11 protein-coding genes and 1 pseudogene are annotated in these 15,575 nt (G+C 75.3%); 7 read left to right on the forward strand and 5 right to left on the reverse strand.

Annotated features, from left to right (window positions below):
* The first annotated feature begins 105 nt into the window (after positions 1-105).
* Positions 106-3,054 carry a polysaccharide lyase family 8 super-sandwich domain-containing protein gene (locus AC3EVP_RS29865; protein ID WP_435135265.1) on the forward strand — a complete coding sequence of 983 codons (2,949 nt, stop codon included), beginning with the start codon at positions 106-108 and terminating at the stop codon, positions 3,052-3,054.
* Between the two features lie 234 nt (positions 3,055-3,288).
* Here AC3EVP_RS29865 and AC3EVP_RS29870 read toward each other — a convergent pair whose 3' ends face one another.
* On the reverse strand, positions 3,289-4,341 hold the full coding sequence (locus tag AC3EVP_RS29870; protein WP_435135267.1) for a zinc-binding dehydrogenase: 1,053 nt from the start codon (positions 4,339-4,341) through the stop codon (positions 3,289-3,291).
* Between the two features lie 97 nt (positions 4,342-4,438).
* On the opposite strand from AC3EVP_RS29870, the gene AC3EVP_RS29875 reads away from it, so the two are divergent.
* Positions 4,439-5,008, forward strand: a complete 570-nt coding sequence (locus AC3EVP_RS29875) for a TetR/AcrR family transcriptional regulator (protein ID WP_435135361.1) — start codon at positions 4,439-4,441, stop codon at positions 5,006-5,008.
* Positions 5,009-5,027: 19 nt separating this feature from the next.
* Here the strand turns inward: AC3EVP_RS29875 and AC3EVP_RS29880 are convergent, their stop codons facing one another.
* On the reverse strand, positions 5,028-6,671 hold the full coding sequence (locus tag AC3EVP_RS29880) for an IclR family transcriptional regulator domain-containing protein (protein ID WP_435135269.1): 1,644 nt from the start codon (positions 6,669-6,671) through the stop codon (positions 5,028-5,030).
* Between the two features lie 208 nt (positions 6,672-6,879).
* Between AC3EVP_RS29880 and AC3EVP_RS29885 the strand changes: the two are divergent.
* Both AC3EVP_RS29885 and AC3EVP_RS29890 read left to right on the forward strand, forming a co-directional pair.
* Positions 6,880-7,092, forward strand: a pseudogene (locus AC3EVP_RS29885) (carboxymuconolactone decarboxylase family protein); the annotation flags it as partial.
* A gap of 230 nt (positions 7,093-7,322) precedes the next feature.
* The gene (locus AC3EVP_RS29890) at positions 7,323-9,032 is read left to right on the forward strand and encodes a carboxylesterase/lipase family protein (protein WP_435135364.1); all 1,710 of its coding nucleotides are present in this window, start codon (positions 7,323-7,325) and stop codon (positions 9,030-9,032) included.
* 15 nt (positions 9,033-9,047) lie between these two features.
* Here AC3EVP_RS29890 and AC3EVP_RS29895 read toward each other — a convergent pair whose 3' ends face one another.
* From AC3EVP_RS29895 to AC3EVP_RS29905, 3 genes are all read right to left on the reverse strand, one after another.
* Positions 9,048-10,058, reverse strand: coding sequence for an alcohol dehydrogenase catalytic domain-containing protein (locus tag AC3EVP_RS29895; protein WP_435135271.1), 1,011 nt, complete (start codon positions 10,056-10,058; stop codon positions 9,048-9,050).
* A gap of 180 nt (positions 10,059-10,238) precedes the next feature.
* A complete protein-coding gene (locus AC3EVP_RS29900; protein WP_435135273.1) occupies positions 10,239-11,888 on the reverse strand; it encodes an MFS transporter in 1,650 nt (549 codons plus the stop codon).
* A 131-nt stretch (positions 11,889-12,019) separates the two neighbouring features.
* Complete coding sequence (locus tag AC3EVP_RS29905; RefSeq protein WP_435135275.1) at positions 12,020-12,841, reverse strand: IclR family transcriptional regulator; 822 nt, start codon at positions 12,839-12,841, stop codon at positions 12,020-12,022.
* Between the two features lie 83 nt (positions 12,842-12,924).
* Between AC3EVP_RS29905 and AC3EVP_RS29910 the strand changes: the two genes are divergently transcribed.
* Genes AC3EVP_RS29910 through AC3EVP_RS29920 form a run of 3 tightly spaced genes read left to right on the forward strand, consistent with a single transcriptional unit; the run spans position 12,925 to position 15,568 of the window.
* Entirely contained in the window at positions 12,925-14,085 is a 1,161-nt protein-coding gene (locus AC3EVP_RS29910) for a cupin domain-containing protein (protein WP_435135367.1), read from the forward strand.
* A gap of 2 nt (positions 14,086-14,087) precedes the next feature.
* Positions 14,088-14,915: a fumarylacetoacetate hydrolase family protein gene (locus tag AC3EVP_RS29915; protein ID WP_435135277.1), complete on the forward strand. Its 828-nt coding sequence runs from the start codon at positions 14,088-14,090 to the stop codon at positions 14,913-14,915.
* Complete coding sequence (locus AC3EVP_RS29920; protein ID WP_435135279.1) at positions 14,912-15,568, forward strand: maleylpyruvate isomerase family mycothiol-dependent enzyme; 657 nt, start codon at positions 14,912-14,914, stop codon at positions 15,566-15,568. The genes AC3EVP_RS29915 and AC3EVP_RS29920 overlap by 4 nt, the downstream gene beginning before the upstream one ends.
* Positions 15,569-15,575: the final 7 nt, after the last annotated feature.

A 15,575-nucleotide genomic window follows, 5' to 3' on the forward strand; every position in this document is an offset into this window, starting at 1 on the left:
GCACCCCGCGGCCCTCCTGCCGCTCTGCCCTTCTTGCGCTTCCTGCGCTCCCTGCCCTTCCTGCCCGACGTTCCTGGAAACCCCCGTTCACCCTGGAGGCACACCATGCACGACACCCCCGCAGGACACCTCGGCCGGCGCGGATTCCTCACGGCTGCGGCCCTCGCGCTCGGCGGCCTTTCCGGCGCGCTCCAACTCGGCCCGGGCGCCGCCCCCGCCACCGCGGCCGACGACGACACGTACGCCGCCCTGCGCGCCCTGTGGGCCGAGATCGCCACCGGCGGCGCCATCGACCCGGCCGACGACGCCTACGCCACCGCCCTGGCGGACCTGTCCGCCGGCGCCACCGACCTGTGGAACTCCCAGTCCGCCGACACCGCCGCGAACAGCCTCTGGCCGGGCCTGACCCTCGGCACCCCCGCCAACATGACGGCCAGTTACAAGCAGCTGGCGACCATGGCGACGGCGTACGCCACCCCCGGCACCACCGCCACCGACAGCACCGGCCGCACCCTGTACGGCAGCGCCGCGCTCGGCGCCGCGGTCGTCGCCGGCCTCGACTTCCTGCACACCCAGGTCTACAACGCCGGCACCGCCGAGACGGGCAACTGGTGGGAATGGGAGGTCGGTTCACCCGAAGCGCTGACCACCGCCGCCGTGCTGGTGTACCCCCTGCTGTCGGCGGACCAGCTGGACGGCTACCTCGCCGCGGTGGACCACTTCGTACCCGACCCGACCCTCAACAAGTACGGCAGCACCCGCTCGACGTCCACCGGCGCCAACCGGGTGGACCTGTGCCAGGTCGTCGCCGTGCGCGGCATCCTCGGCGGCAGCGGCGAACGCCTCGCCACGGCCGTCGCCGCCCTGTCCGACGTCTTCCCCTACGTCACCGCCGGCGACGGGCTGTACGCCGACGGGTCGTTCGTCCAGCACACGGACATCCCCTACACCGGCACCTACGGCATGGTCCTGCTGCGCGACCTCGCCGCCCTCTTCCAACTCCTCGCCGGCTCCGAATGGGCGATCACCGACCCGGCGTCCGCCCACGTGTACACCTCGGTCGACAGCTCGTTCCGGCCGTGGATCTGGAACGGGCTGTGCATGGACGCCGTGCGCGGCAGGGCCGTCAGCCGCCCGGGTGAGACCGACTTCCAGGACGGCAACCTCGTCATCCAGTCCGTGCTGCGGGCCGCCGCGTCGGCCCCGACCTCCGCGCAGGCCGACCACTTCAAGAGCCTGGCGAAGGGCTGGATCACCCGGGGCGAGGCGTACGCGCCGTTCGCCGCCACCGCGTCCGTGCCCGCCCTCGCGCTGGCGCAGCCGGTCCTCGCCGACACGTCGGTGCCGGCCGCCGCCGAGGCCGCCGGGCACGTCCAGTTCCCCGCGATGGACCGCGCCGTGCACCGCGGCGACGGCTGGGCCTACGCGCTGGCGATGTCCTCCGCCCGCGTCGGCCGCTACGAGTCGATGAACGGCGAGAACCTGCACGGCTGGCACACCGGCGACGGCATGGGCTACCTCTACCTGGACGCCGACCCCGGCCACTTCACCGACGCCTACTGGCCGACCGCCGACCCGCACCGGCTGCCCGGCACCACCGTGGAGACCCTCGCCCTCGCCGACGCGGCCGGCACCGGCACCCTGCCCGCCGCGACCTGGGTCGGCGGGGCGAGCCTGTCGGGCAGCTACGGCTGCGCGGGCATGGACTTCCGGCAGTACGGCTCCACCCTGACCGCCCGCAAGTCCTGGTTCTTCCTGGACGACGCGGTCGCCTGCCTCGGCGCGGGCATCAGCGGGGGCAGCGGCGGCGAGGTCGTCACCACGGTGGAGAACCGCAACCTGCACGCGGACGGCACCCACACCCTCACCGTGGACGGCACCGCCCAACCGGGCACCCTCGGCTGGAGCGACACCCTGACCGCCGTGTCCTGGGCGCACCTGGCGGACGTCGGCGGCTACCTCTTCCCCGGCACGGCCACCGTGCACGCCGCCCGCACCGCCCGCACCGGCGCCTGGAGCGACATCAACACCATATCCGGCACCACCGACGCGCTCACCCGCCGCTACGTCTCGCTATGCCTGTCCCACGGCACCGCGCCCGCCGCGGCCGCCTACGCCTACGTGCTGCTGCCCGGCGCCGGCAAGGAGCACACCGCCGCCCGCGCCGCCGCGCCCACCGTCACGGTGCTCGCCAACTCCGCCTCCGTGCAGGCGGTCCGGGACAGCGCGAGCGGCGTCATCGCGGCGAACTTCTTCGCGGCGGGCTCGGCCGGCGGCATCACGGTCTCCGCGCCCTGCTCCGTCATCACCCGGCAGAGCGGCGGCCGGCTGCTGGTGGGCGTCAGCGACCCCTCCCGTACGGCGGCCACCGTGCGGGTCCAACTGGTCTGGGGCGGAGACCTGGTGAGCGCCGACGACGCCGTCACCGTCACCGCGTCGTCGCCGGCCCTCACCCTCGACGTCGACCTGTCCGGCGCGGCCGGCGCCACCCGCGAGGCCGCCTTCACCCTCACCTCCGCGACGCTGCCCGCCGTCGCCGACGGCTACGTCCGCGACGGCTCCTACGCGGCGACCGGCTACGGCGGCGCCACCACCCTGGTGGTCAAGAACGCCACCGGCAGCGGCTACACCCGCCAGTCCTACCTGGCCTTCGACACCTCCGCCGTCCTCGGCCCGATCGGCGCCGCCACCCTGTCCGCCTACGGCTACGTCTCCGACAGCGGCGGCGACACCACCGAGCTGACCGCCCACGCCGTCGCCGACAGCGCCTGGACCGAATCCGCCCTGACCTGGGACACCAAACCCGCCCTCGGCGCCGCCCTGTCCACCGCCACCGCCACCACGACCAAGAGCACTCTGGCCTTCGACGTCACCGCCCACGTCGCCCCGGCCCCGGCCGGCCCGCTCTCCCTCGCCCTCGCCGAGGACGCCCCCGGCCTCGCGGTCATCCTCAACTCCCGCGAGAACCCCGCCTCCCCGCCCACCCTCCACCTCGACCTGACCGCCGCCGCGGCCGCCTCCCGGCGCCCGCGCCGCGCTCACCGTTCCGGGTAGTCCGGGTACCAGGGGGTGGGGCCGACATCGCGGAAGCGCGCGCGGCGGAACATGTCGCGCGGCGCGTACGGCCTGGTCGCGTCGTCGACCGTCTTCGCGGTGACGCCCTTGGCGGGGAGCTCCGGGTTGTACTCGGGGGTCCGGGACGGGTCGAGGACGTGCCCGGCGACTCGGCCGTGCGGCGGGCGCGACGCCTCCGCGGACCGCCCGCACCCCCGGGTGCCGCACCTGGCCCTACGGGTGCAGGACGATCTTTCCGACGTGCGCCCTGCGGGCGAGTTCGGCCTGCGCCCGGGCGGCCTGGTCCAGCGGGAACACCGCGGCGATGACCGGCTGGATCTCGCCGGTGCGCGCGAGGTCCATGAGGAGGCCGAAGTGCGCGGGCGTGTGCATCGCGGAGCCGATCACCTGCGCGTTGTGCAGGTAGAGGCGGCGCACGTCGAAGGCCACGCCGTAGCCGCCGAGCGCGCCGGCCACCACCCACCGGCCGCCCTCGCGCAGCAGCGGCAGCCCGTCACCCAGCAGTTCCCCGGCGACGACGTCGAGTGCGACGTCGATGCCGTCCGGGGCGGCGGCGCGGACCTGCTCGGCGACGTCGTGTGCGCGGTCGACGACCTCGTGCGCGCCGGCCTCGCGCACCGCGGCGACCTTGGCCGCGCTGCTGACGGCGAGCACCCGCGCGCCGCGCGCCCGGGCGAGCTGCACCGCCGCCAGGCCGACACCGCCGGAGGCGCCCGAGACCAGGACGGTCTCCCCTTCCCGCAGCCGGCCCCGCTCGATCATGCCCAGCGCCGTGCCGTAGGCGGTCGGCAGCGCCGCGAGCTGGTCGTCCGTGAGCGGGGAGCACGTCACGTCGTGCACGCGCGCCGCCGGCGCGGTCACGTACGCGGCGTAACCGCCGTCGCGTTCGCTGCCCATCAGGCCCACCGGGTGCGCATCGGGCCCCTCGCCGTCGTACAGGGCCGGGTCGACGACCACGCGGCGGCCGACGAGGCCGCCCTCCACGCCGGCGCCGGCCGCCACGACGTGGCCGGCCACGTCGGCGCCCTGGATGCGCGGGAAGTCGAGGGGGCCCCGCCAGCCGGACCGCGCCGCCGGGTCTCCCGGGCGGCCGTAGGCGCCCTCCCGGGTCCACAGGTCGGTGTTGTTCAGCGCCACCGCGCTGACCTGGACCAGGACCCCGCCGTCCGGTGGGGCGGGCACGGCCACGTCCGCCACCTCCAGGACCTCCGGCCCTCCGTGCCGGGTGATCCGCACCGCGCGCATGGTCTCGGGCACGCCCGTCATCTGAACCTCCTCCTCGGTATACTGATCGGTGAACCTTGGCACCTCGGCCACGGTACACCGATCGGTGAAGGGATGCCCGGTGCGGGAAGCACGGACCATGACGCCGGCCGGCCGCCGCATCGTCGCGGCGGCCGAGGAGCTGTTCTACCGGCGCGGCATCACCGCGGTCGGTGTGGACCTGATCGCAGAGCACTCGGGCGTGACCAAGCGGACCCTGTACAACCAGTTCGGCTCGAAGGACCACCTCGTGGCGGCCTACCTCGCCGAACGCGACCGGCGCTGGCGGTCGCACGTCCGCGCCGCCGTCGACGCCGCCGTCAACGCCGGCGCGAGCCCCGTCGAGGCCGTCACGGCGCCCTTCGAGGCGCTGCGGACCTGGAGCCGGACCCACACCCGCGGGTGCGCGTTCATCAACGCGCTGGCCGAACTGCCGGACCCCGCCCACCCCGCGCACCGCATTGCCGCGGACCAGAAGCTCTGGCTGCTGGACCTGTTCGGAGAACTCGCCGCCGCGGCCGGCTGCCCGGACCCCGCCACCCTCGCCACCCAGCTCTTCGTCTTGCACGAAGGCGCCCTCGCCTCCCAGCCGCTCCCGCACGACACCCTGCCGGCGGCCACCGAGCTGGCCCGGGCGCTGGTGCGCGCCGCTGCCCGCGGACCGGCCTGACCCGGGCGGGGCGCGGACGTCAGGCCGGCGGGAGGTCCTGGGCGGCGGTGAGGACGGCGATGTCCGCCGAGATCGCGTCGGCGGCGCGCCGCAGGCGGGGCAGGAAGTCCTCGCGGGCCTGCGCGGCGGACGTCCGGCCGGCGTGCATCGAGATGTTCGCCGCAGCGACGACCCGACCTTCGGCGTCGCGGACGGGCACCGCGAGCGACCGCAGCCCTTCCTCGAGTTCCTGCTCGACCAGGGCGAAGCCGTCCGCCCGCACCTGCTCCAGCAGTCGCGCCAGCGCGCCGGGGTCGGTGACGGTGCGGCCGGTCAGCCGCGGCAGCGGCGCCGCGCCGAGCCAGGCCGCGCGCTCCCGGGGCGGCAGCCCGGCGAGCAGGACCCGGCCCATGGAGGTGGCGTGCGCCGGGAAACGGGTGCCCAGGGTGATGGCCACGCTCATGACCCGGTGGGCCGCGGCCCGGCCGACGTAGCGGATGTCGCGGCCGTCCAGGACGGCCGTGGACGCCGACTCGCCCACCTGCGCGACGAGTTCGGCCAGGTGCGGCTGGGCGATCTCGCCCAGGGTGAGCCGGCTCAGCACCGGGTGGCCCAGGTCGAGCACCCGCGGCAGCGGGCGGAAGCGGCCCGCGTCGGCGGCGACGTACCTCAGGCTCTCCAGCGTCAGCAGCGAGCGGCGGGCGGTGGCCCGCGGCAGCCCGGTGCCCTGCGCCACCGCCGACAGCGTCATCCCGCCCGGCTCCCCGCCCAGCGCCGCCAGGACGGACAGCCCCCGCGCCAGTGACTGGAGGTACTCCGGGCCCAGGTCCCGCTTGGCGGCCGCGGTCAGGTCGTCCGCGCCGGCCCGCGGTGCGGGCGCGCCGGCGCCCGCGGCCAGCGCGGCCGACATCCGCTCGGCGGTCGCCCGCATCCGCGGCAGGGCGAAGTCCCGCAGCTCCCGCACCCCGTGGCGGCTGGTGTGGCTGACGACGCTGAGCGCCGCGGCGGTGGTGCCCGACGCGTCCCGTACGGGGACCGCCACCGCGACGAGGCCCGGCTCCAGCAGCTGGTCGTCCAGCGACCAGCCGCGGCGCGCGGCCTGCGCGGCGACCGCCCGCAGCGCGGGTTCGGCCGGCCGGGAGGCGTCCCCCGGCGGGAGCGCGGGGAAGTCCGCGGCGAAGTCCCCGGGGGAGCGCAGCCGCCAGGACGCGAAGTGCCCCTCGTCCCACTCCGCGGCGAACAGCGCGCCGGGCGCGCACCGTTCGGCCGGCAGGAGGTCGCCGACGCGGAAGCTCACCGACAGCGCGCGGCGCCGGGTGTACTGGACGACGAACCGGACGCCGGTCCCGTCGGGCACGGCGACCGACACGGACTCGTCGAGCGCGTCGGCGAGCGCGCGGGCCGGCGGGCCGAACGCCCCCGGCACCCCGCTGCCGCGCAGATAGGCCGCGCCCAGGGCCAGCAGCGGAGGGGCCAGTGCGAACTCCCCGCCCGCCTCCCGCAGATACCCCAGCCGCAGCAGGGTCGTGGTGATCCGGTCGACGGGGGAGCGGGCCAGCCCGGTCGCCCGCACCAGCGCGCTCGCCCGCAGCCGGCCGCCCGGGGCGCGGCTGAGCGCGCGCAGGACCAGCAGCCCCCGCTCCAGCGGACCGACCGAGGCATCACGGCTGCTGCCGTCCGGCATGGCTGCTTCCTCGCCTTCCTCGCCGTTTCCCGCGCGAAGTCCCGCGCGAACCGTTGACGGCGCGCAAGAGGCGGGGCGGCGCTCGGCACTTGAATGAACCGTAGTTCATCAGGCGAACGCGTACAAGGATCGCGGGACGCCCCCCGAGCGGCGGCGCGACGAGGCCCGGCACCCAGGTCCGGCGCCGTAGCTGGGCGCCGCGCCCGCCCGCCGCACCCGCAGCTGCGTGACGCTCACCGTCCTGGGAGCGCTCGGCCACCACGACGAACTGGCGCTGCACGTCCGGGCGGCCCGTACCAACGGGCACACCGACGAGGAGATCCAGGAGGTGCCGCTCCAGTCGGCGATCCACTGCGGAGTCCCCGCGGCCAACGCCGCCTTCGCCATCGCCGCCCGCGTCCTGGCCGACCTCGACGCGGAGGGCCAAGGCCGGTCCGGCGTCGGAGCCGGACCCGCTGATCGTCGGCCAATCGATGGGGCGGAGCGGGCGGGGGGATCGGGTCAAGAACGCTTCCACGTGCAAGAAGGCTTGTCCGCTCGTTTCCGTGGTGTTACGTTCCCCCGAAGTCTTGTCGGACAATCCAGGGGCGGTCCGGGCCTCGAGGGCAGGGCGCACCGCGATCCGCCGCCAGATCGGAGACCCGCGTGAACATGCCGCACAGCGACAGCCCGCACCCCGGCAATCCCTCGTGGCCCCGCCGGGACTTCCTCGGCCGGACGGCGGGCGCCGCGCTCGGCGCCGCGCTCGTCGGCGGGGTGGAGGCCCAACAGGCCGCCGCGGCCCAGCCGCCTCGGAGCGGACCGGTCAGGATCGACACCGGCCTGGTCGCCGGGGTGCCGGCCGCGCTGCCCGGCGTCACCGTCTACCGGGGCATCCCGTACGCGGCCTCCACCGCGGGGCCCAACCGCTGGCGCCCGCCCCAGCCGGCCGCGTCCTGGCAGGGCGTGCGCACCGCCGACACCTTCGGCGACGCGCCCCCGCAGACCGGCACCGGCTTCGCCATGAGCGAGGACTGCCTGAACCTCAACGTGTGGACCGCCGCGACCGGCGGCCAGGGCCGGCGCCCGGTGTACGTGTGGATCTTCGGCGGCGGCTTCTCCGGCGGCCGGGGCTCCGACCCGGCGTTCGACGGCTCGGTCCTGGCGAGCAAGGGCCTGGTCGTGGTGACCTTCAACTACCGGCTGGGCGCCCTCGGCTTCCTCGCCACGCCCGAACTCAGCCGCGAGTCCGGCCACCACGCCTCCGGCAACTACGGGCTGCTCGACCAGATCGCGGCGCTGCAATGGGTGCGGCGCAACATCGCCGCCTTCGGCGGGGACCCCGAACAGGTCTCCATCGGCGGCCAGTCCGCGGGCGCCGGCTCCACCGACATGCTGTCCATGTCCCCGCTGGCCGCCGGGCTGTTCCGGCGCACCGTCGCCGAGAGCCACGCCCGCCACCCCGGCGACCCGGACCTGCGCTACCTCGGCACCTCCTACCGGCGGCTGGAGACGGCCGAGCAGCAGGGCACCGCCTACGCCGCCGCCCACGGCGCGACCACCCTGGAGCAGCTGCGCGCCCTGCCCTGGCAGGACCTCAACGACGCCGGGACACTCCCGGACGACACCGTGGACACTCGGTCGGTGGCCGAACCGCCGCTGTTCCGGCCGGTGGTCGACGGCTGGGTGCTGCCGGCCGGCTACCACGACACGTACGCCCGCCGCGCGCAGAACGACGTGTGGTACCTCGCGGGCAACAACCTCGACGAGACCGGGGCCGTACCGGAGACCGCGTTCGACTACTGGCGCGCCACCGGCTACCAGGACCGCCCCGGCGCCCCGCCCGTGCACGTCACCCTCGACGACTACGTCAGCTCCGCGCAGCGCAAGTACGGTGCGATGGCGCCGGAGTTCCTGCGGCTGTACCCGGCCGCGACCGACGACGAGGCGGCCCTGGCCAGCAATGACGCGGTCCGCGACTGCTCGCGCTGCACCACCCACCTGTGGGGCGCCCAGTGGACCCGCGGCAGCCACCGCCCGGTGCACACCTACTTCTGGACCCACCGGCCCCCCGGCCCCGACCACGACATCCGCGGCGCCTACCACGGCTCGGAGATCGCCTACTTCTTCGGCACCCTCTACCCGGCCGACCAGGGCTGGACCGACCAGGACCGGGCCATCGCCGACACCATGTCCTCCTACCTCGCCCGCTACGTCGCCACCGGCAACCCCAACGGCCCCGGCCTGCCCGCCTGGCCCGCCTACGACCAGAGCCGGCCGACCGTGATGGAGGTCGGCGAGCGCTTCGGCCCGCTGCCGGTCGCCCCGCCCGCCAAACTCGACTTCTGGCGGCGGTACTTCGACAGCCAGCAGCTCTGGTAGCCGCCCCGCGGGCGGTCAGACGAACGCGATGACGCGGCGGCCGTGGGCGGTGCCCGCGGCCATCGCGTCCAGCGCGGCGGGGGCCTCGTCGAGGGTGATGGGCGTGACGGCCGGCAGGATGCCGTGGGCGGCGGAGAAGGCGAGGGTGTCGCGCAGGTCGTGCGGGGAGCCGGACGGGCTGGCGGCGACGTGGAGCCGGTTGAGCACCATGGGCTGGGTGGGCAGCACCAGCGGTTCGGGCCCGTAGCCGCACAGCAGGAGGGTGCCGTCGGGGGCGAGCCCGCCGAGGGTGGCGGCGGCCGCCTCGGTGGACGGGCTGGCGTTGAGGATGACGTCGGCGCCCCCGGCCCAGGACTTCAGGGCCGGGCCGGGGTCGGTGTCGGAGGCGGCGATGTGGAGTTCCGCGCCCAGCGCCCGGGCCTCCTCGGCGCCGCGGGCGGAGCGGCCGACCACCGCCACGCGGGCGCCCATCGCGACCGCGTAGCGGATGGCGAGGGCGCCGATGCCGCCGGTGCCGATGACGGCCACCCGGGAGCCGGCCCCGGCGCCGCCCTGGCGCAGCCCGTTGAAGGCGGTCAGGCCCGCGCACATCAGCGGGGCGGCGGTGACGGGGTCGAGGCCGGCCGGCAGCGGGGTGACGTAACCGGCCTTGAGCAGGACGTACTCGGCGTAGCCGCCGTCGACGACGATGCCGGTGACGCGCTTGGCGGGGCAGAGGATCTGGTCCCCGCGGGCGCAGTAGTCGCAGTGGCCGCAGGAGTCGTAGAGGAACTGGGCGCCGACCGCGGTGCCCACCTCCGGCCAGCTGACGCCCTCGCCGAGGCCGACGACGGTGCCGGTGATCTCGTGCCCGGGGATGACGGGGAAGCGGGCGAAGGGGTAGTGGCCGTGCACGAGGCCGAGGTCGGAGTAGCAGACCCCGCAGGCGGACACCTTGACGAGGACCTCGCCGGGGCCGGGCGTGGGGACGTCCCGTTCGGTGCGGGTGAGCGGGGCGTTCACTTCGGTGGCTACGGCGGCACGCATGTCGGCTCCCTCAGAAGGTGGGGCGGTCCGGGACACCAGTCGTACGACAGGTATCGCGGCAAGCGGCCGTTTCCCGGTATTCCACGCGGTGTGGCCCGCGACGCGGCCGTGCCGGACCCCGGATGGCCGCCCCCGCGCCTGCCCCTTCGCCGGAGTGTGGGACGTCAGGGGCGCGGGACGTCAGGGGCGCGGGACGGCGGGGGCCGGTTCGGCCGTACCGCCGGCGCTCGCACCCGGGCGGGCGGCGGGTTCGCCGCTCTGGGAGGGACGGTGGGCGCTCTGCCCGATCATGCCGAACGCGGTGAGGGCCGCGGCGACGGCGGCGGCCACGCCGCACACCAGGAAGGCGGTGCTGAAGCCGCTGCCCAGGGCGTCCAGGGCCAGGCCGTGCGCGGCGGCGCCCGGCGCCCCGGGCGGCAGGCTGTCCACGGCGATGGGGCCGCCCGCCGCGGCGACGCCGCGCGCGGCGGCGAGTTGGCCGGCCGGCAGGCCGCCGCCGGCCAGGTGCGCCGCGAACGCCGAGCCCGCGTGGCTCAGCGCGACCGCGCCGACCACGACGGGGCCCAGGGCGAACCCGAGGTCGCGCAGCATGTTGGTGGTGGCGCTGGCCATCCCCGCCAGCCGCGGCGGCACGCTGTCCAGCGCCACGGCCGTCACCGAGCTGACGGTGAGGGCGAAGCCGACCCCGATCAGCAGCGCCGGGGCGGCGAACGCGCCCAGGTGCGGGTTCTCGACGTCGAGCCGGGCGCACAGCAGGCAGCCCGCCGCCATCAGCACGAATCCCGAGGTGAGCAGCCAGGACGCCGCGACGCGGTGCAGCAGCCGGGAGACGACCGGGATGAGCACGAACGCGGGCCCCTGGAGGGCGAGGAAGGGCAGGGCGACCCGGATCGGGTCCTGGTGCTGCACGGGGCCCAGCCACATGCTCGTCGCGAAGCAGGCGCCGAGGAAGGCGAGCATGCCGATGACGGCGGCGACGGCCGACACGGTGAAGGCCCGGTTGCGGAACAGCGACAGGTCCAGGATCGGGGCCTCGGCCCGCAGCTCCACCCGTACGAACACCGCGAGGAAGCACGCGCCGACGACGAAGGCGAGTACCACCGGGAGCGTGCTCCAGCCCGACTCGGGGCCCTCGACGGCGCCGTAGAGCACCAGGATCAGGCCGAGGGCGAAGGTGATCTGGCCGGGTACGTCGAACCGGCGGCCCTCGGGGGCTTTGGACTCCGCGGACAGCGCCAGCGTGAGCACGGCGCTGACCAGGGCGAGCCCGACCAGCACCCAGAACGAGCCGCGCCAGGAGCCGAGTTCGGCGAACATGCCGCCGAGCAGCGGGGACAGCGCGGCGCCCGCGGACAGGAAGCCGCTCCACACCGCGACCGCGTGCGACCGCTCCCGCGGGGTGCGGGCGACGGCGGTGATCGCGGTCAGCGAGCCGGGGAACATCGCGCCGGCGCCCAGGCCGTTCAGGGCGGCACCGACCCACAGCACCTGGACGGTCGGCGCGAGCGCGGCCACGGTGCTGCCGGCGGTGACCAGGAGCGTGCCGGCCACGACGAGCCGCCGCCGGCCGAAGAGGTCGCCGAGGACACCGAAGGTGAACTCGAAGCAGACCACGGTGACCATGAACGCGGAGGTCACCCAGGTGAGTTGGGAGCCGTGGGTATCGAGGTCGGCTTGCAGGAGCCCGTTCAGCGAGGCCGGCAGCGCGTTCGCGACCTGCGCCACGAACACCGCGCCGCAGGCGGCGGCCAGTGTTCCCGCGTAGCCCGGCATCCGGGCGGCCCCCGCGGTGGGGCCGTGGGACGTCGTCGTCCCGTCGTTGAGCGTCATGGCTGGTTCTCCCTGGTTGTTGCCGTGGAGAATGACACTCGCTTTACGTCGCGTCAATAATCTGGTCACAAATTATGGTCAGTGGATGCCATGTCGTGGAAATGATCGCCATGTCGTGCGAGCCGGGGTGCTCAGCGGTCCGGCAGGTCCCGCGCCGTGTCTCGTGCCGGGTCCCGGCCCAGGTCCCGTGCCAAGTCCCGTTCCAGCGCGCGCGCCGAGGTCTCCAGCGCCGCGACCAGGGACTGGAGGCGGCCCGTGTCGTAGCGCACGCTGGGCATCGACACCGACAGGCCGCCGAGCGCGGTGCCGTCCCGGTCGCGGACCAGCACGCCGATGGCGACCAGGCCGCGTTCCGAGCGCTCCTTGTTGACCGCGAAGCCGTTGCGGCGCAGGCGCCGCAGCTCCGCCCGCAGCCGGGCGAGGTCGGGGCGCTCGGCCGGCCGGTCGCGGTAGCGCTCGGCGGCGTACACCTCGTCCAGCTCCTCGGCGGTGAGCTCGGCGAGCAGGAGCAGTCCCGCCGTCGTGCGGTGGGCCGGGAAGACCATGCCCTCCCGGGAGCCGGCCCGCAGCGCCTGCCGGCACTCCACGCTGGCGATGAAACGCGCGGTGTCCCCGGTGCGCACGATCAGGTTCGCGGTCTCGTCCACGAGGTCGACCACCCGGTGCAGATGGGGCAGGGCCGCCGCGCGCAGCCGCGACACCAGGGACTGCGAGTGCGCGGCCAGCTCCAGCACCGGCCCGGCGCGGTAGACGCGGTCCTCGCCGTGCACGGCGAAGTCCCGGTAGACCAGCATCGCCAGCACCCGGTGCGCGGTCGACCGGGCGACTCCCAGCCGCTCGGCGATCTGCGAGACGGTCGCCCCGCCCTCCATCTGCAAGATGGCCGCCGCCCGCAGCGCGTGGTCCACGCTCGCGATCGGGTAGGGCGGCGGCGTCCTCAGCGGCTTGTCCACGGTGCGACCTCTCGGATACGAGCAGGATTCTGCTCTCCAGAATCTACATGTCCTCCCAGAAGACGCGATGCAGCCTGTCGTACGTGACGCACTCCTCCCTCGCCCCAGACCCCGCCGCGGGCTCCCCGGTCCGGCTCCAGGCCGTCGCTGCCGCCGGGCAACCCGAAGTCACCCCGGAACTCCAGGAGTTGTACCGGGGCTTCGAACGTGAACTGCTCGTACCGCTGTGGACCGAGATCGGCGACCTGATGCCGGCGCACCCGCGCTCGCGCGCCGTCCCGCACGTGTGGCGGTGGCAGACCCTGCGGGCCCTCGCCGACCGGGCCGGCCACCTCGTCCCCGTCGGGCGCGGCGGGGAGCGCCGGGCCATCGCGCTCGCCAACCCCGCACTCGGCGGACGGCCCTTCGCCGCCCCGACCCTGTGGGCGGCCATCCAGTACCTGATGCCGGGCGAGGACGCGCCCGAACACCGCCACACCCAGCACGCCTTCCGCTTCGTCGTCGAGGGCTCGGGCGTGTGGACGGTCGTCGGCGGCGACCCGGTGCCGATGAACCGCGGCGACTTCCTGCCCCAGGCGGGCTGGAACTGGCACGCCCACCACAACGCCACCTCCGCGCCCATGGCCTGGATCGACGGCCTCGACATCCCCTTCCAGTACCTCACCGAGGCGCAGTTCTTCGAGTTCGGCCGCGACGAGATCAGCGCGGAGGAACGCACCACGCCGGTCCGCTCCCGCGCCGAGCGGCTGTGGGGCCACCCGGGGCTGCGCCCGCTGTCGGCCGCCCCGGCCACGCCGGGCAGCCCGCTGCTGTCGTACAAGTGGGAGCACACCAACGCCGCCCTGGCCGACCAGCTGCTGCTGGAGCGGGAGGGCCACGGCGGCACCGTCGAACCGGGCCACGCCGCGGTGCGCTACACCAACCCGCACGACGGCTCCGACGTGCTGCCCACGCTGCGCGCCGAGTTCCACCGCGTCGTCCGGGGCGCCGAGACCGCGCCGGTGCGCGAGACCGGCTCGTCGGTCTACCAGGTCTTCGACGGCTCCGGCGTGGTGACCGTCGGCGGCACCTCCTGGACCGTCGGCCGCGGCGACCTGTTCGTCGTCCCGTCCTGGCAGCCGTTCTCCGCCCGCTCCGAAGCCGGCGCCACCGACTCCGACGAGGGCGCCCTCGACCTCTTCCGCTTCTCCGACGCGCCGGTCCTCGAGGCGCTCCGGCTCGACCGCAACCACAAGGACGCCTGACCATGAAGCTCGCCACGCTCCGCACCGCCGACGGGACCCGGGCCGTGCGCCGCGACGGGGACACCCTCGTCGACCTCGGGTACGCCGACCTCGGCGCCCTGCTCGCCGAGCCCGACTGGCGGCAGCGGGCACGGGCCGCCGCAGGCGCCGCCCACCCCGTCGCGGGCGCCGACTTCGCGCCCGTCGTGCCCCAGCCGTCCAAGGTCATCTGCGTCGGACACAACTACACCGAGCACATCAAGGAGATGGGCCGGGAACTGCCCGCCCACCCGACGCTCTTCCCGAAGTTCGCCGACACCCTCCTCGGCGCCCGCGACCCCCTCGTCAAGCCCGCCGAGACCGAGGCGCTGGACTGGGAGGTGGAGCTGGCCGTGGTGATCGGCACGGCGGTGCGCCGCGCGGACGAGCAGCAGGCCGCCGACGCCATCGCCGGCTTCACCGTCATGAACGACATCTCGGTGCGCGACTGGCAGTTCCGCACCATCGAGTGGACCCAGGGCAAGATCTGGGAGCGCTCCACCCCGCTGGGGCCCTACCTCGTCACCCCCGACGAGGTCGGCGGCGTCCGCCCCTCGCTCCGGGTGGAAACCCTCGTCGACGGGCAGCTCATGCAGCAGGACGACACCGCCACCCTGCTCTTCGACCCGGTGTTCCTGGTGCGGTACATCTCCACCGTCATCACCCTGCGCCCCGGCGACGTCATCGCCACCGGCACCCCGGCCGGCGTGGGCAACGCCCGCGACCCCCAGGTCTTCCTGCGCCCCGGCCAGACCGTCACCACCCGGATCGCGGGCCTGGGCGCGTGCAGCAACCAGGTGGTCGCGCCGTGACCGGCCCCATCGGCCCCGCCCCCACCAGCCCGCCGCGGACCGCCGCCGACGCGCGGGCGTGGGCCCGTACCGGCACCGCGCTGCTTCTCGACGCGGCCGCGGGCCTGGACGAGGATGCCTTCCGCGCCCCCAGCCTGCTGCCGGGCTGGACCCGCAAGCACCTCGCCGCCCACGTCGCCGCGAACGCCGACGCCCTGGGCAACCTCGTGCACTGGGCGGCCACCGGAGAGCGGACCTTGATGTACGCCTCCGCCGAGGAGCGCGCCGCCGGCATCGCCAAAGGCCCCGACCTGACGGCACGGCAGCTGCGCACCTGGCTGACCGGCTCCGCGCACCGCCTCGCCGACGGGCTCGACGCGCTCACCGACGAGCAGTGGCGGCGCCAGGTCGTCACCGCCCAGGGCCGCACCGTGCCCGCCACGGAACTTCCCTGGATGCGCGCCCGCGAGGTGTGCGTCCACGCGGTCGACCTCGGTACCGGCACCGGCTTCGCCGACCTGCCCGAGGGCTTCCTGACCGCCCTGGTCGAGGAGATCCGCGCCAAGCGCGGCCTGACCGCACTGCCCGGCGGCCCGCTGCCGGAAGTGGCGGCCTGGCTGGCCGGCCGCCCGCACACGCTCGCCGACGCCCCCCGGCTCGGCCCGTGGCTGTAGAGGAGCC

This window comes from Actinacidiphila sp. bgisy144 (genome assembly GCF_057708105.1).